At 37.4% G+C, this 18,531-nt stretch carries 16 protein-coding genes and 3 pseudogenes; 11 read left to right on the top strand and 8 right to left on the bottom strand.

Annotation, left to right across the window (positions count from 1 at the left end; genetic code table 11):
- Positions 1–264 precede the first annotated feature (264 nt).
- Together F6K06_RS08100 and F6K06_RS08095 are read left to right on the top strand one after the other, a co-directional pair.
- Entirely contained in the window at positions 265–2,634 is a 2,370-nt protein-coding gene (locus F6K06_RS08100; protein ID WP_124146641.1) for an IMS domain-containing protein, read from the top strand.
- 796 nt (positions 2,635–3,430) lie between these two features.
- Positions 3,431–3,520, top strand: a pseudogene (locus F6K06_RS08095) (hypothetical protein); the annotation flags it as partial.
- A gap of 303 nt (positions 3,521–3,823) precedes the next feature.
- On the opposite strand, the gene F6K06_RS08090 reads toward F6K06_RS08095, so the two are convergent.
- From F6K06_RS08090 to F6K06_RS08070, 6 genes are all read right to left on the bottom strand, one after another.
- On the bottom strand, positions 3,824–4,018 hold the full coding sequence (locus tag F6K06_RS08090) for a hypothetical protein (protein WP_287323211.1): 195 nt from the start codon (positions 4,016–4,018) through the stop codon (positions 3,824–3,826).
- A gap of 154 nt (positions 4,019–4,172) precedes the next feature.
- On the bottom strand, positions 4,173–4,337 hold the full coding sequence (locus tag F6K06_RS08085) for a hypothetical protein (protein WP_161564659.1): 165 nt from the start codon (positions 4,335–4,337) through the stop codon (positions 4,173–4,175).
- Between the two features lie 489 nt (positions 4,338–4,826).
- Positions 4,827–5,276, bottom strand: a complete 450-nt coding sequence (locus tag F6K06_RS08080; protein ID WP_124146639.1) for an IS1634 family transposase — start codon at positions 5,274–5,276, stop codon at positions 4,827–4,829.
- Between the two features lie 213 nt (positions 5,277–5,489).
- Positions 5,490–5,570 carry a hypothetical protein gene (locus F6K06_RS33840; protein WP_353734828.1) on the bottom strand — a complete coding sequence of 27 codons (81 nt, stop codon included), beginning with the start codon at positions 5,568–5,570 and terminating at the stop codon, positions 5,490–5,492.
- A gap of 28 nt (positions 5,571–5,598) precedes the next feature.
- Entirely contained in the window at positions 5,599–5,721 is a 123-nt protein-coding gene (locus F6K06_RS08075; protein ID WP_124146637.1) for a DUF4277 domain-containing protein, read from the bottom strand.
- An 805-nt stretch (positions 5,722–6,526) separates the two neighbouring features.
- Positions 6,527–6,706: a hypothetical protein gene (locus F6K06_RS08070; protein ID WP_192901178.1), complete on the bottom strand. Its 180-nt coding sequence runs from the start codon at positions 6,704–6,706 to the stop codon at positions 6,527–6,529.
- Positions 6,707–8,453: 1,747 nt separating this feature from the next.
- Between F6K06_RS08070 and F6K06_RS33835 the strand changes: the two are divergent.
- Positions 8,454–9,068 (top strand): annotated as a pseudogene (locus tag F6K06_RS33835) (DUF4912 domain-containing protein); the annotation flags it as partial.
- Between the two features lie 1,427 nt (positions 9,069–10,495).
- Here F6K06_RS33835 and F6K06_RS33830 read toward each other — a convergent pair.
- Positions 10,496–11,155 (bottom strand): hypothetical protein, encoded by a 660-nt coding sequence (locus F6K06_RS33830; protein ID WP_353734827.1) that lies wholly within the window; start codon positions 11,153–11,155, stop codon positions 10,496–10,498.
- A 387-nt stretch (positions 11,156–11,542) separates the two neighbouring features.
- Positions 11,543–11,839: pseudogene (locus F6K06_RS08055) on the bottom strand (hypothetical protein); the annotation flags it as partial.
- Positions 11,840–12,331: 492 nt separating this feature from the next.
- Between F6K06_RS08055 and F6K06_RS08050 the strand changes: the two are divergent.
- The 8 genes from F6K06_RS08050 to F6K06_RS08025 all read left to right on the top strand — a co-directional run bounded on the left by F6K06_RS08050 (position 12,332) and on the right by F6K06_RS08025 (position 18,474).
- Positions 12,332–12,526 (top strand): hypothetical protein, encoded by a 195-nt coding sequence (locus F6K06_RS08050; RefSeq protein WP_205127493.1) that lies wholly within the window; start codon positions 12,332–12,334, stop codon positions 12,524–12,526.
- Positions 12,527–12,831: 305 nt separating this feature from the next.
- Complete coding sequence (locus F6K06_RS08045) at positions 12,832–13,020, top strand: hypothetical protein (protein ID WP_287323209.1); 189 nt, start codon at positions 12,832–12,834, stop codon at positions 13,018–13,020.
- Between the two features lie 1,676 nt (positions 13,021–14,696).
- Entirely contained in the window at positions 14,697–15,077 is a 381-nt protein-coding gene (locus F6K06_RS08040) for a DUF2358 domain-containing protein (RefSeq protein ID WP_124146679.1), read from the top strand.
- Positions 15,078–15,408: 331 nt separating this feature from the next.
- Positions 15,409–15,591: a transposase gene (locus F6K06_RS34525; RefSeq protein ID WP_353735323.1), complete on the top strand. Its 183-nt coding sequence runs from the start codon at positions 15,409–15,411 to the stop codon at positions 15,589–15,591.
- A complete protein-coding gene (locus F6K06_RS08035; RefSeq protein ID WP_353735322.1) occupies positions 15,575–15,961 on the top strand; it encodes an RNA-guided endonuclease TnpB family protein in 387 nt (128 codons plus the stop codon). Before F6K06_RS34525 ends, F6K06_RS08035 begins: the two co-directional genes overlap by 17 nt.
- Before the next feature lie 3 nt (positions 15,962–15,964).
- Positions 15,965–16,315 carry a transposase gene (locus F6K06_RS33825; protein WP_353734826.1) on the top strand — a complete coding sequence of 117 codons (351 nt, stop codon included), beginning with the start codon at positions 15,965–15,967 and terminating at the stop codon, positions 16,313–16,315.
- 202 nt (positions 16,316–16,517) lie between these two features.
- A complete protein-coding gene (locus F6K06_RS08030; protein WP_124146668.1) occupies positions 16,518–17,705 on the top strand; it encodes a TRC40/GET3/ArsA family transport-energizing ATPase in 1,188 nt (395 codons plus the stop codon).
- A gap of 214 nt (positions 17,706–17,919) precedes the next feature.
- On the top strand, positions 17,920–18,474 hold the full coding sequence (locus F6K06_RS08025; protein ID WP_192901183.1) for a DNA-binding protein: 555 nt from the start codon (positions 17,920–17,922) through the stop codon (positions 18,472–18,474).
- The last annotated feature ends 57 nt before the right edge of the window (positions 18,475–18,531 follow it).

The raw sequence follows: 18,531 nt of genomic DNA, 5'->3' as shown, positions 1-18,531 counted from the left end.
GTCTAAGTTTTTGAACCTACATAATTATATAGTTTTTCTGTATTACAGATAAAGATGATCGGGAATTGTGAATATTTCTGTTTGAATATTTTCAAAATGGTTATTGTTCCAACTATTCCTCGTGCTTTAGCTAAGAGGTGGTCGAAAACATTGGTAAAGTGACAAAAATCTTTCTAAATTTAGTTAGCAATATCGGATATTATCGGCTAACATAATAAGCTAATTATAGTAAATTATATTAACTCGCCTTTGAGGAAGTGCACTGTGCGGATTCCATTAGATTATTACCGAATTTTGGGTTTACCAATTCAGGCTACTGTCGAACAGTTACGACAGGCACATCGTGATCGCACTCAGCAGTTTCCGAGAAGAGAGTATTCGGAGGCGACAATAGTTGCCCGCAAACAACTTGTAGACGAAGCTTATGCTATTCTGTCTGACCTAGAACAACGGCAAACGTACGATGGCAGTTTTCTGAGTAAAACCTACGGTCCGGAATTAGAACAAGTAAGTCCAAGTTCTGAGATAAATCTTGAAAAAGTACAACAAGAAGAAGAAAAAGAAACAAAACTTCAACAAACAGAAGAAATCCTTCCAAAAGTAGCTTCTAGGCGTTTAACAAGAGGTATCAGCTCTCACGGTAGCGAAACTCCAGTTACCCATGAGTTTGACCCTAACACTCCCAGTATAGAAATAGAAGATAGACAGTTTGTGGGTGCTCTCTTAATTTTACAGGAATTAGGAGAATATGAGTTGATCTTAAAGCTGACTCGTCCCTACCTAATCAATAATAGTATTGCTGTCAAAGATGGGCGTTTTGGAGATCCAGTATTAGTTCTACCAGATATTGCCCTAACGGTTGCTTTAGCAAATTTAGAATTAGGTAGAGAGCAATGGCAACAAGGACAATATGAAAGTGCGGCAACAGCTTTAGAAGCAGGGCAGGGATTATTGCTAAGAGAAAACCTATTTGTCCAAATTAGAGGAGAGATACAAGCTGACCTCTATAAGCTACGTCCTTATAGAATAATGGAATTAGTCGAACTACCAGAAGAAAAAGCATTAGACCGTCGCCGTGGGTTAGAAATTCTTCAAGATATGTTGAATGAAAGAGGAGGAATTGATGGTCAAGGTAATGATCAATCTGGATTAGGGGTTGAAGATTTTCTGAAGTTTGTTCAGCAGCTACGTCACTATTTAAGCATGGCAGAACAAAAGAAATTATTTGAGTCTGAAGCTCATCGTCCTTCTGCCGTTGGTACATATTTGGCAGTTTATACTTTTTTAGCTCAAGGGTTTGCCCAAAAACAACCAGCCTTAATTCGTAAGGCTAAGTTTATGCTGATGCAATTGGGTAGAAGTCAAGATGTCAATTTAGAGAAAGCTGTATGTTCATTACTTTTAGGACAAACTGAAGAGGCTAATAGATCGTTAGAACTAAGCCAGGAACACGAACCTTTATCCTTTATTAAAGAAAATTCTCAAGAATCTCCAGATTTACTACCAGGTTTGTGTCTCTATGCTGAACATTGGTTGACGGAGGAAGTCTTTCCACATTTCCGCGACTTATCTGACAAGTCAGCTTCTTTGAAAGACTATTTTGCCGATCAGCACGTTCAAGCTTATCTAGAAGCTTTGCCTGCCGAAGCAGAAGCAACTAATCAATGGGTAGTTGTTCAACCCCGTCGTGGTCATGATACAGAAGAGACATTCTATCAAAAAGAAACAGACCAATCTTCAGCCTTAGATTTGGAAAAAAAACGTATCTCTAGTGTGGGTAACGCTGCTACTGCCACTATGGCCTCAACTAGCACAGGAACTTCGAATCAACTAGAAGCTAGTTCTTATCAGTCACCTCAAGAAACATATAAATCATCTTCTATAGATATACAAAAACAAGGAAATTCCTTGAGCTATAGTCGCTATTCAGAGAGAGTTAGAGAAAAGAGTAGAAGTAGTTTACCTCAGTTAAATGAAAATATGTCAGTGGGTAGTAAAGAATTACCCCAATCGATGCTTGAGCAAAGTCCACGGAGAACATCAACCAGAAGAGAACCTGTTAAGATTGGTCGTTTAATATTAATAGCAGTTTTGGGATTATTAGCAATAGGATTGATTGGGTTTGTGGCAATTAAAACTATTAGTTGGTTAGCAAATGCTTTGGGTTTAGGTAGGGAAAAACCCATGGTACAATTGGATAGACCTCCATTGGAAATTCCAGAAATTAATCAGGACAGTCTCACAGCATCAGGTCCAATTACAGAAGAAATCGCACGCATAGCTATTCAAAGTTGGTTAGATACTAAGGCTACAGCTCTAGGTCCTAATCATCAAACTGAGCAATTACAAAATATTCTCGTAGATCCAGCACTGGAACGTTGGTTACCTACAGCTAATGCTCTCAAGCGAGAGAACTCTTATCGAAAGTATGAGCATAGTTTAGACATAAAAAGTTTAAATATGAGTAACACAAATGCCAATCAAGCTCAAGTGGATGCTCAAGTGAGAGAAAAGGTAGAGTTTTATGATAATGACAGATTAAGCAATTCTCAGAATGATAACTTGCTTGTTCGTTACGACTTGGTTCGTCAAGATGGAAAATGGAAAATTCGTAATTGGAATGTACTCCAATAACTTTTAAGTCTTAACTACTCCCCGGACTCAAGTCACGGAGATTCTAAGTAGATACTACGCAAAGGATAAATCCGTGTTGCTCCGTCTATTCGAGCTCTGACCAAAGATATATTCTTTGGGGAGAATTTCCGCGATGCCTCTACACAGTTGGCTTAAATCTAAACTTAGCTTTCTACTTACATTTGGTGATGATATTTGTAGCCCCATTAGACATTTCCAAAATAGAAAATAAGGTAAAATCATCAAAACCATTTATGTATGGGTTCACTAAAATGAATCCAAATGCTCGAATATATTTATAATCATCCACTCATAAACAAAAAGAATTATTGGTATTACAGCAGAACAGCTAATGAAATTAATAGAAAATGCCCAAATAATAGAATCAGAAAAAAAAGAGGTGATTCCCTACGGGATGCTACGCGATCGCCAAAACAGAAAAAAGATTAATTAAAGCAGTAGGAGTCAGAAAAAAGACCATTACCAGGGAAGAATAAATCATTTTAACGTGATTTTATTTACATCATGTACCAACTTTTCAAACACTAGGAATAAACTTTAAGATAAGTGAATAAGCGTGCTAATAATATTTTTTATGACTGGATAGATATCCTCAGAGAATTACTGCCAGCAAGTTGATTAGAGCAAGTCAAAAAAAAGTTTTAGGTATTGGAATGGGTCTAGGAAATATTAACAGAATTATAATTAATTGTAGACAGTACAGCAACATGGTAGAGAAAGACCAAATGAATATAAAAAACAAGAAAAATATTACTCAGGGAAAAAGAAAAATCATACTTTTAAAAATCAAATAATCACCACACCAAAAGGAAAAGAAATAGTAGATGTAATAGTAGGAGAAAAAGGTCTATTCATTAATGGATAATTGATAATGGATAATTGATAATTACAAGAAGGTTAAAACCCACATTGCGCACTTCAAAATGTAGTACAAAAATACCGTAAGAAAGCGATGTAGCTGCCATCACCATCCTCCGCCAACGCAATTAATTAAGTATTAATACTGAAAGTCAAGAAAAATTGGCGCGATTAGGATACATTAGAAAAAACAGTTGGCAAATAGCTAATAAAAATCCCTCGAAGCCAAAATTTTATGTAAAATTTGACTCTTGGAAAAAAAGACCTATCTATTAAAAATTTTAAAGTGCGAGAAAAACTAAATTTGCCCTTAAATAAGGAGATAATAATCCTGACAAGATTGGGGAAAAAACTTAAGTAAATGTAATCGTTCATTAGTTAAATTAGATATTTGTTTAACCTCCTGAAGATAGAAGACGTGAACCGATTGAAAACACTGAAATATCCATCGTAGAGTTGGTCTATCTGTGAGGCGACCTAACTGATTTTTAACTCCAGTTTTCATCCTTTTTAAAGTTTGGCGAAGTTCTCTTTGTCCCAAGGTATAAACTAATAAACACACTCTCCAAATTAATCCCAAAGCTTCAATGGGTTTTGGAGATTTAAGAAAGACACTATCAGTTAAAAACATCGGGTATGCATAGGAAACGAAAACCCCGTTATACTGACTGCTGATCTTTGTATTTAGAAAGCATTTCTTCCCCAGTTAATTCTTCGTAATTTAAAACATTAGTTGCCAAAATAAATCCTCCGGCACTTCGTTTTTCAAGACTTACTTTTTCTGCACAAATAGCTACTGTAGCTTCTACTTTATAGGTAAGCATTTCCTGCGGACTGCTGCGCAAACAGCTATTAGCGGTCAGCTATCAGCTTTTTAATAGATATCTCCTCCATTCATAGGGAGTAGGTATGGAGGGGGAAAGAATTGATAATTGCTGTGATTCGATTAATTGGATTTTTGATTATTGGAGATGTCTAATGAATAAAGCAAGCATTCATTTAATTTCTACTACATTCTCCACCACATATTCGTACTCTGAAGCTTTGATAAAATTGCTTTTTTATGCTTTAAAAGTAATCAAGCTGATAGTTGATAGCTGACTGCTGTTTGCGCAGCATTCCGCAGGAAATGCTTACCTTTATAGTCCTGGGAATTAGGAGTTTTAGACTTGTTAACCTTGATGATTTTCAAGTCGGTAAGTTCATGGTATTTAGACACCTTTAAAAGGCGTTAGGCTGCTTTTTTTGCATCCGCAACACAGCCAAATTCCTGAGATTTTAATTCTCGGAGTTTTTTTTGAGAAGCTTCCCCATCATGGGTGAATTCTTTTCTCTAGATTTTTTAAATCTGACTCTCTTCTTTTTTGACTTTCAACTAATAACCATCTTTGTTCTACTGCTGCATAATTTTTTTTTATTTCAACATAATTATATCCCGGTATTTTACTCATAATTAAATCGTTGCTTTCCACAGACTTAACTAAAACAGTAGCTGCTTTTACTGTTAATGGTACTCGAGGAGACCACTTCAATTTATTGACTATTTGTAGATTTTCTTGGGTGTAAAAGGAGCTATATGCTACCATTAAGCTGTCAAATTGCAGTTGTTTTTTAAGCTCTATCATCGCCCCACCAAATTGCTTTTGATCTGATTCATTGCCGTCACAAATATTCATCCATAAAGGCACATCTCCATCATTCGTACAGATTAATTCCATCAGAAATTGTTTTAAATCTGGCCGATGGTAAGAGTGAATACCCATAAGTAATTTTTATGGTTTGATGTTCTCCTGAATTGTTATATTCGACCCGATGATGAAAACTGCTTGAGTCTAAGTGAACTGTTTCTAGATTTAATTGATATTTTTTAATAATTTCTAGTACGATAAAAACAAATATTTGATTTAACCCAATCTCATGGATTTTGTCTAAAACTCAACAATAATTTGTCGTCATTCAAATACTCTACTTTTACTTCAATTCCAGCGTAAATGTTCCACCGCCTTTCCTTCAAAGAAATCCTTGAATATATATAGGGGGGACGATACTAATCCCATACCATTTAAAATCATGGCTTTTACTACATTAAGATGCACTGATTTTCTCCGTCTTTTTCTCTTCTATTAATTCATTAATTTTATCAACTATTCCTATTTCATCAATTATTCCAGCTACTAGCCCCAAGTGGTCTAAATTTTTGATTTCCACGCTCCATTTTTCTTGTTTTTACCTTTTCCAACTTTCGGAGTAATTTTTACATAAAAACTCTCATGCATTGTTCTTGATGTACCTCAGTATTTTTACTAAAAATATTTTTCAATTTTCTGGTGATGCCAGTATTAATACTTAATTAATTGCGTTGGCGGAGCAAGTGCGGCAGCTACATCGCTTTCTTACGGTATTTTTGTACTACATTTTGAAGTGCGGAATCTGGGTTAAAACCGTTACGGAATTGAATATAAGGAAGATTGTCTTTTTTTCCCCCTTAAAAGAGTCGGCTTCAAGGCGCGAATTATTTAATTATTAATTATTAATGATTCGGTAAGTGATGTAAATATATTAAGAGAACAACAGCATAATTTTGATAAAAAACAAAAATATCAAGGAGATAAAGCTGATGAAGGAGTAGAGAGAACAACTACACCAAAAAAGAAGCCAATAAAAAAAGAAATGTCACCATAAATCAAAGAAGAAAATCAATAAAAAGCCAAAAATAGAAGATTTGTAGACCATGTAATAAGATTAATTAAAATATTTGGAGTTCCTAGAGAAAGATTGAGATTAAAAGATAATAATTATCAAAAAGTAATCTTGAAAATATGTGGTATTATCCGATTAATAATAGGTTCATTTATATTAGTAAAAATCATAAAAAATTGAGATAAAAATAAGAAATCAAAGTGCAATTATTTAGATTAGTAACACAAAGTATTTCTGATAACCATAAAACCGTACAAGTTAACTATTTTAATGAGTAGCGGTCGCCTCCGGTTAAGCCTACGCTATCGCTCCACTAAAGATAGTTAAGATAGGCGTTTGAGTATTTTTGGAGATGTCTATTACAGTCTGCATTCACAAAACAATTATTACCACTCCTATACAAACGACGCTTTATTCTTTTTCCTGATGGTTTCCAATCATTGGGTTTTTCAGCATAATTAGATAGACAGTCACCATCTAAAAATGAAGCCATACTTGTATAACTCTCTTAGTGTTTCTATAAATATTATTCCATATCCATAGCACAACTGAGCTATTCTTTCTTGACAAGGCAATAAGCTGATAACTGACATCTAAATACCTACATTACATCGGCATTAATTAGGGAACAGCTTTACCTCCTACAAGGCAATAAGCTGATAGCTGACAGCTAAATATTTAGGGCTTGCTGATTAAATATTAAAGCATTAACTGATATTGTTTTTAGCATTTTTTGTTCTAAAAAAGTACCAGCTTTTCGGTGGATACCAACTGCATAAAGCTAGTATTTTGGGATGATTATGGCAGAACAATCTTGCTTGGGAAAATTCTTACTCCTACCTCCTCGCTCATTCCCTGTTCCTCCAGTATAGCTGTCTCCAGTATAGCTGTCTCCTACCCCTACTACTCATACTTTTTGCTGCAAACCCTATTTACATTACATCGGCATTGCTGAGGGACGAATGGAAATATAAGTGGGGTGGGTATCCTGCCAAGGAGTGAAAATATAGCAATGTGCGCTGGCATATTTACACATTATTTTTTGTAAACCTTTTCCAGGCTGTACTGTGAGCTGAACATTGTAAATACCTGAGCGCTCATTGCCATATCAGGAACGGTTCAACAATTAATAAATAATAATTAATAATTAGGGATTACCGATCTAATATCAAAGTACTGAAATATAAAAGTTTTAGCCTTTTTTGAGCGAAAAAAAGTGCCTACTTTTGAGCTGGAGTTACCAAAAATTTGGCGTTGCTTAAATGTAATGATAATTAGACATCTCCACCACGCATAAGGAGTAGGCAGTAGGCAGCTTTGCTGTAGGGGTAAAAAATTGATAATTTCTTTGGGATATAGATATTGATTTTTTATTCTTGGAGATGTCTATTAGCTGAAGGTAAAATTGAAAAACTTATGTTTTGCGTTGATACTTAATCTAAAAATCATTACCACTCAGCAACGCCAAAAATTTAACACAAAAGACAGACAAGCACAGAACAGATACAGATACAATTATTCCTCCCAAATTTCCCACTCTCCCCACACTCTGCTTTTGTAAATATCAGGAACGGGAACGGGCAAGATACCCATTCCACTTCCACAAAACTATTAATATCATGTGCGGATAATTAGTGATAAAAAACTTTCTCCTTCTTCTCCTGTTGTTCTTCTTCCTTCTTCTGTCTTCCCTCCTGAGGACTGAGAACTGAGGACTGAGGACTGACTCCTCCGTCGTTATTTATTTATAACTGTTCAACCGGACATCATATAAAATCCCAAGCACATTTATGCAACGCCTACATTAAATCTATGGATTGCTTCAAACTTCTGCCACTTTTAATCAGAATATTTATTAGTAATTTTTAGTATAATTATAAGATATATTTATTAATTGATAATATTATGATTTATTATAACATCAGTAATGTTAAGAAACCGTAACATTAGAACTCCAGAATTGCCTATAAACCCGTATGTATACTCATAATCTTTAAGTAAGCACTCTTGACCAAATCTAAAATATTCTGCAAGATATACATTTAAAGGCGATCCCGGCGATCCCAAAAAAATGCTGTTCTGATCGTTTCTATATATCTCGAAACTCTTAAGAGCCTTCAAGTATTTGTTGGATCGGGAAAAAGAGTCCTTCAAAAAAACAAGAAAATTAGATGTAATTTCCTGTTAAGTTTTGGGAAATGAAATACTAAACACTGTCAAAAAAAAGGAGAACATACAGAATGGTTCAAGAACGTCCACCCTTAGAAGAGATGACTTTGAGACAACTACGCAAAGTCGCTAGTGAGCTAGGTATATCTCGTTACAGCAGAATGCGTAAAGCACAACTACTGGCATCAGTGATGGAAGCTCAAGGTATTAGCCATACCTCATCCGCTCCACCTTCAGCATTAGAAACACAAGAAGAGGTGGAAGCAAAAAAATTTGAGTTAGGGCAAGAAAACAAAAATGATGATTTTCTTTCATCCATTGATGAAGGTTTAACAGATTTACCCAATGGGTATACTAAAAGCCGAATAGTTTTAATGCCACGAGATCCAGAGTGGGCCTACGCCTATTGGGATATTCCTAATGGACAGAAAGAAAAGTTACGTCGTCAGGGGGGACAGCAGTTAGCGCTGCGTATCTATGATGTAACTGACATCAAATTAAGCTACCAAAGTCCCCACAGCATTCAGGAATATCCTTGTGATGAATTAGCTCGTGAATGGTACATACCAATTCCAGTAAGCGATCGCGACTATGTTGTGGAAATAGGGTATCGATGTGCTGATGGTCGGTGGTTAGTTTTAGCTAGTTCTGAGCGAGTGCATATTCCACCAGTTTATCCCTCAGATTGGATTGATGACCAATTCATTACAGTAAGTTGGGATGAAGATTTACGTGGGAAAACCTTTATGGAACTGGTTCCTGCTAGTCGCAAAATTACTTTTCACGATCGTCCCGATGATATTTATGAAGAGATGTTCGGCATAGCTGAAGTCGAGAATCAAAGGATTGCTGGTTCTATGTTTGGCTCTATTCAAATGGTTCCTGGTTCAGGCCAAATGATTGAAGAAGGAGTCAGTTCCTATACTATGGCATCAGGTGTAGGGATGTGGTCATCTGGTGGCAATATCTCTGGAGCTACTCAAACCATGTCTGGTGTAGGTTTAACTGCTTCGGGGGTAGGTCAAACCATGTCTGGTGTAGGTTTAACTGCTTCGGGGGTAGGTCAAACTATGTCTGGTGTGGGTTTAACTGCTTCGGGGGTAGGTCAAACTATGTCTGGTGTGAGTTTAACTGCTTCGGGGGTAGGTCAAACTATGTCTGGTGTGGGCATCAATATGTCTGGTGTAGGTTTAACAACTTCAGGAGTAGGTTTAACTGCTTCGGGGGTAGGTCAAACCATGTCTGGTGTCGGTTTAACTGCTTCGGGCATGGGCATGAATATGTCTGGTGTAGGTCAAACCATGTCTGGTGTTGGTCTAACTGCTTCGGGCATGGGCATGAATATGTCTGGTGTAGGTCAAACCATGTCTGGTGTTGGTCTAACTGCTTCGGGGGTAGGTCAAACCATGTCTGGTGTTGGTCTAACTGCTTCGGGCATGGGCATGAATATGTCTGGTGTCGGTTTAACTGCTTCGGGGGTAGGTCAAACCATGTCTGGTGTCGGTTTAACTGCTTCTGGCATGGGGATGAATATGTCTGGTGTAGGTTTAACCGCTTCTGGCATGGCCATAAATATGTCTGGTGTAGGTCAAACCATGTCAGGGGTAGGTTTAACTGCTTCCGGGTTAGGTCAAACTATGTCTGGTGTCGGTTTAACTGCTTCGGGGGTAGGTCAAACTATGTCCGGTGTCGGTTTAACTGCTTCCGGTATGGGCATGAATATGTCAGGGTTAGGTCAAACTATGTCTGGTGTCGGTTTAACTGCTTCGGGGGTAGGTCAAACTATGTCCGGTGTCGGTTTAACTGCTTCCGGTATGGGCATGAATATGTCAGGGTTAGGTCAAACTATGTCTGGTGTCGGTTTAACTGCTTCGGGGGTAGGTCAAACTATGTCCGGTGTCGGTTTAACTGCTTCCGGTATGGGCATGAATATGTCAGGTCTAGGTCAAACTATGTCTGGTGTCGGTTTAACTGCTTCGGGGGTAGGTCAAACTATGTCCGGTGTCGGTTTAACTGCTTCCGGTATGGGCATGAATATGTCAGGTCTAGGTTTAACAACTTCAGGGGTAGGCTTAACTGCTTCTGGTATGGGCATGAATATGTCAGGGTTAGGTCAAACTATGTCTGGTGTAGGTTTAACTGCTTCCGGTATGGGCATGAATATGTCAGGGTTAGGTTTAACAACTTCAGGGGTAGGCTTAACTGCTTCCGGTATGGGCATGAATATGTCGGGGTTAGGTAAAACTATGTCTGGTGTAGGTTTAACTGCTTCGGGCATGGGTTTAACTGCTTCAGGGGTAGGTTTAACTGCTTCGGGCATGGGTATGAGTATGTCAGGTCTAGGTTTAACTGCTTCAGGGGTAGGTTTAACTGCTTCGGGCATGGGTATGAGTATGTCAGGGGTAGGTTTAACTGCTTCTGGTATGGGCATGAATATGTCAGGGGTAGGTTTAACTGCTTCTGGTATGGGCATGAATATGTCAGGGGTAGGTTTAACTGCTTCTGGTATGGGCATGAATATGTCAGGGGTAGGTTTAACTGCTTCGGGCATGGGTATGAATATGTCAGGGGTAGGTTTAACTGCTTCGGGCATGGGTATGAGTATGTCAGGGGTAGGTTTAACTGCTTCTGGTATGGGCATGAATATGTCAGGGGTAGGTTTAACTGCTTCTGGTATGGGCATGAATATGTCAGGGGTAGGTTTAACTGCTTCTGGTATGGGCATGAATATGTCTGGTGTTGCTGCTTCTATGCCACCAGTTCGTCCCCGCAAGTTCTGGTTAGTTGCTGATGCCGAACTTATTATTCACGGTGCAACGGAACCAGATGCTACTGTCACTATTGGTGGACGACCTATTAAACTCAATTCTGATGGTACTTTCCGTTTCCAGATGGCCTTCCCTGATGGTTTAATTGATTATCCTATCATGGCAGTGGCAGTGGATGGCGAACAAAACCGTTCTATACACATGAAGTTCGCTCGTGAAACCCCCGAACGTCGCACTAATACAAAGCAAGAAGCTGTTTTGGAATGGGTAAGATGAAAAATCAGCAGTTTAACTATTGATAGCTAAGGTATAAGTAGCGATCGCTCATTTATACCTTGCTAAAAAAGTGTTTGTAAAGTTTTGTAAGGTAAAGCGATCGCCCTTATAACTGGTTAGTGCAGAGCGCAAAGTGTGGGATAGGTATCAGCTCATTCCACTTCCAAGGAGCGATACTGCTGACGGTATCCTCCGCGAATCCTAACCCAGCTCTTTGGGCAGCAGTATTGTGATTGGGACTATGAACCCAAATCCAATTAAAGTAGGCGATACGCCTGATGCCACGCTCCGCAAACGCCAACCTAACTGTGATCTTTATCTGTTCCCAGACCTGACCAAATTTATTCTGGGGTGCGATGTCACCGACCTATCTGCTGTCTGACAATCCCATTAGTTCCCTCTAATTGTTGAGTCTGGCTCAGGGGGTGACAAGCACCTCAAACCTATTGTGGGGCAATAGTTTCAATGATTATACCTCTGTATAAAATCTGGATTTTTCCTCAATAATAATGATCATCATTTTTAGAGAAGGGGTTGGCACGTGAAGCCTACCAATCCCTTCTCCCCCAATTCAAGTTGATTTTTATCTCAATTGTTGATGGTAGTCATCACTCACATTTTATGGTAGAAAAAGTCGATCCACTTACATAAATAGACCAACCAAATGCAATTTTCATTATTGTATGAGTCATATTTTCAACAATCCTGGAGTGATACTCAAGTCCAAACTTTAAAAATTTTAGTTTGGTGATTAACGGTACAGAAAACTGTCAAAATATAAAGGCATTTCTGGTTGTTTTCCTTTACCAATCACATATGAAAGTAGTCGAAAACATATACAAAGATTTTTAACATTATTTTCTTTGAGCCTTCCATTGTTTTGGTTTCCAATGATCATGATGATTATGAGTCGAGAATTTGTTGATGGTAGTCAATTAATTTTAACTATAGATAGAAGACAATGGAAAAATCATCATATCTTCGTGATAGCCACTATCTACAAAAAAAGAGCATTACCTATTTACTTGCAAGTTTTGCTCCAAAAAGGCTCTACTAATTTAGCGGAGCAAAAGGCACTTATTAAATCAGTTTTACGGTGATTAAAAAAATATAAACTGGTGGTTATTGGACAGGGGGAATTTTGCTAACGCAAAGCTCCGCTAACACGATGTAGAGTTATGTCACTGGCTAAAAGTTAGAGATAGAACTCCAAAAATTAATTTGATCTTCCGACAAAAACAAGATACTACCTATAGAAAAACTCGTCAAAAATACCAGCCCCAATCGGAATTTACCTGTATCTCCAGGAACCAAAATATTTTTGAGTCACATTAATCTCACTGATTACAAAGGATTTGGAGGTTTTAATTTAGTTGCTTATTGGAAAAGAAAATATAAAAATAAGATGGAAAAAGAACTTTGGTATTTATTGACAAATATTGATAATTTAGATGAAGTTCTCAGAATTTATCCCTCTCGAATGAGCATTGAGGCTATGTTTAAAGATTGTCAAACAGGGGGATATAATCTAGAAGGTAGTCGAGCTAATACACAACGTCTGACCAATTTAACTTTACTTATCGAAGAGTGCTGATACAGCTTCATTTGATCAAGGTAAACTCATCAAAAAATCTGGGGATCAAAATTATATTTGTAGATTAACACAGCTGGGACGAAAAGATAGAAGACATAGCAATTTTTGGGTAGGAATGCAATTGTGAATTGTGGGTCATAGCTGGGGAATATTTAGTTGAACTTGTCACAGATATGATCAATTTTAATCGGATGAAAAAGTTGAATTATCAAAGGGGATGAAAAGCTCTGTCAATGTTAAATAATATTTAATAGACTTGTCGCTTTATAACTTAAAAATTCCCCAAAAACCTTGTTCTGTAAGGATTGTAGCTATTGGATGGCAAAAATGCTGGGAATTATTGCTCTGTCTAGGTTAGAGTGATTTTTTCCCTTTATTTAGCGACAACTCTAATTATTTACCCTAAACCTCTTACCATTCATCCCATTATTAAAAAAAAATTTTTTAATTGGCTTACATTAGTGTTTTGAGCAAAATTTAGTTGAAAAATAAATCAACTAGATGTAATGGTGTGGGTTCGCGATCGCGAACCCATCACCTTCGCCAATAATGATGATTATCATCACAAATTATCTCACATTTTAACACTCACCTATAGCCTTTAAACCCCTATCTAACAATGTTTTTGAAGTGCTTGTCACCCCGTGAGCAAATTTTCCTCTGAATAGCGATTGCTATCTGAAGTATTCGGGTACTTCAGTTTAATGGGACTTACACAAAATAGAGTGATCAAATAAAATAGCTTCAAATATATACAGGTAGAGAGTTTTATTTCAAAAAGGTATAAATCCTTAACTAACAAGGGTTCCAGCTCTTTTTAGGGGGTTGACGTAATTCCCTTGCCTAGACTGACTCTTAGCCATTTTTCGACCATAAAATGTCTAAGTACCATTAACAAATTCATAGCTCAATTCAGCAACGCCAGATTTTTTTATTAAGTCTAAATACTTACTCAAACTTTCTGGCTTTTACATACTACAAAATGTAGTGAAAATGTGGGTTCAAAGATTGCTTGATTTAAAAGAACAAGGTATCTATAGCTATTTTAATGAAGTAATAGAAAATCGGATTGTCGAAGTAATTAAGCAGCAAAATTTAAAGGACAAACTTTAGAAGTAACCATGCAAACTTTAGAACGCTTTTATGCAGAAGGTTTAATGGGAAAAATAGATATGAATTCAGAAGGTCGTGAAAAAACTTTGGCAGTTTGGCGTTATCAATTAGAGCGTTTATAGCCGGAAGTGGAACCATAAGTAAGAAGATGTTATACCATTTTCAAAAAATACTGTTACAGTGCTTTATTCTGTTGGTAGGAGTTTTGAGATTAATACTGTAGCGACCTTTTTTGAATTTGGTATTAAGTGTTAGGTTTTAGGTTGAATTGAGTCAAGTACTAAGTTTTATTATGTTATATCAAATCTATTTGTATACTTATCGAAAAACCTCCTGTGACAACTTGCTTCTAGCTTCTGATAGAGGAGCTAATGTGCTTCGCCGACGCGTGGTTGTACCGCTGTTCTCCGCGACAGTCTTCCCTTAGTGGCTCATTGGGAAATAAAGTCTAAATGCTGAAGCACTTACTGATAAGTTATAACTAATTCAATAACTCTAGTAAAAAACAAATCAAAAACTGAGAAAAAGTGTCTAATTTTACAGTAAAAAATTCAACTAAAAAAATGGATATTATTTCAATACTTAAACAAGATTATCAAAAATTTCCTGCCGATCAAACCTACATTATCTATGCAGAAAATGTTTACTTTAAAGACCCATTGAATAAATTTAGAGGGATTGAGCGTTATCAAAAAATGATCGGTTTTATGAAAAGTTGGTTTAACGATATTGAACTTGAATTACACGATATTAGTCAGTTAGGAGATTTAATTAAAACCCGTTGGACACTTAGTTGGACAGCTCCTTTGCCTTGGAAGCCTAGAATGGTAATACCAGGATGGAGTGAATTAAAACTAAATACGGATGGACTTATTAACAGTCATATTGACTATTGGGATATTTCTCGACTAGATGTTTTGAAGCAGCTTTTTCAAGTAAATTAATGGGTTGTGCATCAAGAAAGTGTGGGAATGATCATATAATTATTGTCCCTAAATACTTTCAATCATCATGGAATTTCCTTTGTATGGCCATCATCAAACTCGGGTATCATGGAAAGACCAGTAAAGGAAGTCAACGATAATTATTGTCCCAAATGTCAACAAACTTTTCCTGCGGAATGCTGGGCAAACAGTTAAACTTTCGACACTTTATACTATCGTAGACAAGTGCCTCCTGGGGAGGAGCTACCCATCAACCTGAACAAATGCGCATGGTTATACAGGCTGATTTTGAGGGCAGTAGTTTAAGAGGAATTAGTCGCACAGTGAATAAGTGCCTATCATACACGGCCAAATTAAAGATTCAAGGCTTGACTATACCCATAAACTAACAACCCAACTAATTAGAGAAAACCAAAGGATAGTAGTTGAGGATTTAGGAGTAAAAAACATGGTCAAGAATTACAACCCACCCCTCTTGCTCCCCTCCCGGGAGGGAGATGGAGGTGGGTTGTGATGCCAACTGGGGAGAGTTAGTCAGGCAATTAGAATACAAAGCTGAATGGTATGGCCGTACATTAATCAAAATTGACCGATATTTTCCTAGTTCTAAGCGTTATTCTAATTGTGGTCATGTAGTAGAAAAATTACCTCTAAATATTAGAGAGTGGGATTGCCCAAAATGTGCTAGTCACCATGACCGGGACATAAATGCAAGTATAAACATTTTGGCTGTGGGACTCGCAGTGTCTAGGGGAGCCGTCGGATTGGCGACGTACTGTGGAGCGACCGTAAGACCAGAAGGGAGTAAATCCCGGAGGGCGGGTGCTATGTTAGGGCAGCTCCTCTGTCAAGAGGCAACAGAAAGCCCTTACCAGCGGTGTTAGGGAATCCCGCCCTGTCTCGTAGAGCAGCGTCGGTATGTATATGGGTTTATAGAACTCCAAACTGGAAAAACTTATTGGTATTTAATACCACGAGTTAATACCAAGTGGTTAAATTTAGTATATGAAACTGTTGCTGTTGATGCGGGATTATCAGAAACAAAAAAAATCATCTTAGTAGAAGATAGAGCTGGGTGGCACAGAAGTCAGAAAGTTAAAGTCCCATTAGGGATAATTAGAGAATATTTACCTCCATATTCCCCTGAATTACAACCGGCAGAAAGATTATGGGCATTAGTATATGAACCTCTGATAAATAGACATTTTGAAAGTATAGAAGAAATGGAAGAGATTTGAGTTCAAAGGTGTCGTACTTTATCAACAATGACAACAGAAATCAAAAAGTTAACCAACTATTCCTGGCTAAACTCTACTTAGATATACACCTTTTTTTTAACCCGGATTTGTATGATATGCGAGATTCCCCATATGCTGGAAAACTCAAAAACCCGTTAAAGTTAAAATATGTAAAAATTTTTCAGAAAAGGTTAAGTAATTAATGCGTGTAATATTAATGACAGGAAAAGGTGGGGTTGGGAAAACATCAGTGGCCGCCTCAACGGGATTACGTTGTGCGGAGTTAGGCCATAAAACTCTGGTTCTCAGCACCGATCCAGCTCACTCTCTAGCAGATAGCTTTGATATGGAAATGAGCCACGAACCTCGGAAGGTTAGGGAAAATCTTTGGGGTGCTGAGTTGGACGCTTTGATGGAACTGGAGGGAAACTGGGGAGCTGTAAAACGTTATATTACTCAGGTTTTGCAGGCGCGGGGTTTGGATGGTGTGCAAGCTGAGGAGTTGGCAATTTTGCCGGGAATGGATGAAATTTTTGGTCTGGTGCGGATGAAGCGTCACTATGATGAGGGCGAATATGATGTTTTAATTATTGATTCTGCTCCGACTGGTACTGCTTTGCGACTTTTGAGTTTGCCGGAAGTGGGAGGTTGGTATATGAGGAAGTTTTATAAGCCTTTGCAGGGAATGTCGGTAGCATTAAGACCTCTTTTTGAACCTATTTTTAAACCTATTACTGGTTTTTCTTTGCCTGATAAGGAAGTGATGGATGCTCCTTATGAATTTTATGAACAAATTGAGGCTTTGGAAAAGGTTTTAACTGATAATACAAAGACTTCTGTACGGTTAGTTACTAATCCTGAAAAGATGGTAATTAAAGAGTCTTTACGCGCTCATGCTTATTTAAGTTTGTACAATGTTTCTACAGATTTAGTAGTAGCTAATCGGATTATTCCTGATTCTGTGACTGACCCTTTCTTTAAAAAGTGGAAGGAAAATCAACAGCAATATCGGCAAGAAATTCACGATAATTTTAGACCTTTGCCAGTGAAAGAAGTACCTCTTTATTCTGAGGAGATGTGTGGTTTGGCTGCTTTGGAAAGATTGAAAGAAACTTTGTATGGAGATGAAGATCCTAGTCAGGTTTATTATAAGGAAAATACTGTTAAGGTAGTGCAAGAAAAGGGTAATTATAATTTGCAATTATATTTGCCTGGAATTCCTAAAGAGAAAATTCAATTGAATAAAACTGGCGATGAGTTGAATATTAGAATTGGTAATCATCGTCGGAATTTGGTTTTGCCTCAAGCTTTGGCAGCTTTGCAACCTGCGGGGGCAAAAATGGAGGATGATTATTTGAAGATTAGGTTTGCTGAGGCGGTAAAAGTTTAGGTTAGTTATTTTTTTGTGGGAGCAGGTTTTGATTTTTTTCTTTTGCTTAAAGCACAAAGATTAGATTTAAGTATGCTCCTACAAGAGAAAATTAAAAGTTAGTCTTCGATAAACTTGAACCATCAGCCATTTTTATGTATTATTACCTCACAGACTAAAAAATTATTTTTTTTGATATTAAATTAAAAACTCTTACGAAATAGTTTTGATAAATATGGAAATAGGTACAACAGAAGCAGCATTTTTACTTAATATTTCCACTGCTAGACTCCGGGTACTACTAAAAGAAGGCAGAGTTATAGGTGCTCGTAAGGTTAAAAGGTTTTGGATGATTCCAGTTAATGGTCGCGGGATGCCAGAAATTACACCAGGTCGTCGCGGTCCAGAAGGTACTTGGAACAAGAATCAACGTACAGGCAATACCTTTATTCATGTTTTACGAAAGACTATTGACTATAACCGAGACAATAAAACTTCTCATCCAGCAGTTGCTGTGAAAGTAGGAGGTAAGAAAGATTATTGTCACGCTCTCAAAATTGATGGACCTTGCCAAATCGTTTATCAGCCACATCAACCGAACGACAGTCAAGCAGGCGGAGCTCGGCTGTGGATTGAGGTGGAACCACAACATATTGTAGAGCGAATCTACTTCTCGAATGGAGATTATGGTCCGCCCCCGGAAGTGACTGAGCAGAGAGAAAAGCTTAAAAGAAATAGGAAAAGTCAAAAGTCTTCCCAGAAGAAGCATTCGAGAAAATCGAAATTTTAAGTTATTTACCCTCGACAGCTAAAAAAATATCTACAACAGCATGAAGTGCGGAATGTC

This window comes from Okeania sp. SIO1H4, from assembly GCF_010672695.1.
GTDB classification, from domain to species: domain Bacteria; phylum Cyanobacteriota; class Cyanobacteriia; order Cyanobacteriales; family Microcoleaceae; genus Okeania; species Okeania hirsuta.
The sequence above is the reverse complement of the archived record's forward strand: the minus strand, read 5'-3'. Positions and strand labels throughout refer to the sequence as shown.

What these genes read in the sequence shown, in the direction of transcription:
- F6K06_RS08090 (WP_287323211.1), bottom strand. Translation starts at nt 4,018, where the DNA reads ATGAAAACTGGAGTTAAAAATCAGTTAGGTCGCCTCACAGATAGACCA.
- F6K06_RS08085 (WP_161564659.1), bottom strand. Translation starts at nt 4,337, where the DNA reads ATGCTTACCTATAAAGTAGAAGCTACAGTAGCTATTTGTGCAGAAAAA.
- F6K06_RS08080 (WP_124146639.1), bottom strand. Translation starts at nt 5,276, where the DNA reads ATGGGTATTCACTCTTACCATCGGCCAGATTTAAAACAATTTCTGATG.
- F6K06_RS33840 (WP_353734828.1), bottom strand. Translation starts at nt 5,570, where the DNA reads ATGGGATTAGTATCGTCCCCCCTATATATATTCAAGGATTTCTTTGAA.
- F6K06_RS08070 (WP_192901178.1), bottom strand. Translation starts at nt 6,706, where the DNA reads ATGGCTTCATTTTTAGATGGTGACTGTCTATCTAATTATGCTGAAAAA.
- F6K06_RS08050 (WP_205127493.1), top strand. Translation starts at nt 12,332, where the DNA reads ATGAGTCGAGAATTTGTTGATGGTAGTCAATTAATTTTAACTATAGAT.
- F6K06_RS08045 (WP_287323209.1), top strand. Translation starts at nt 12,832, where the DNA reads ATGGAAAAAGAACTTTGGTATTTATTGACAAATATTGATAATTTAGAT.
- F6K06_RS08040 (WP_124146679.1), top strand. Translation starts at nt 14,697, where the DNA reads ATGGATATTATTTCAATACTTAAACAAGATTATCAAAAATTTCCTGCC.
- F6K06_RS08035 (WP_353735322.1), top strand. Translation starts at nt 15,575, where the DNA reads ATGGAGGTGGGTTGTGATGCCAACTGGGGAGAGTTAGTCAGGCAATTA.
- F6K06_RS08030 (WP_124146668.1), top strand. Translation starts at nt 16,518, where the DNA reads ATGCGTGTAATATTAATGACAGGAAAAGGTGGGGTTGGGAAAACATCA.
- F6K06_RS08025 (WP_192901183.1), top strand. Translation starts at nt 17,920, where the DNA reads ATGGAAATAGGTACAACAGAAGCAGCATTTTTACTTAATATTTCCACT.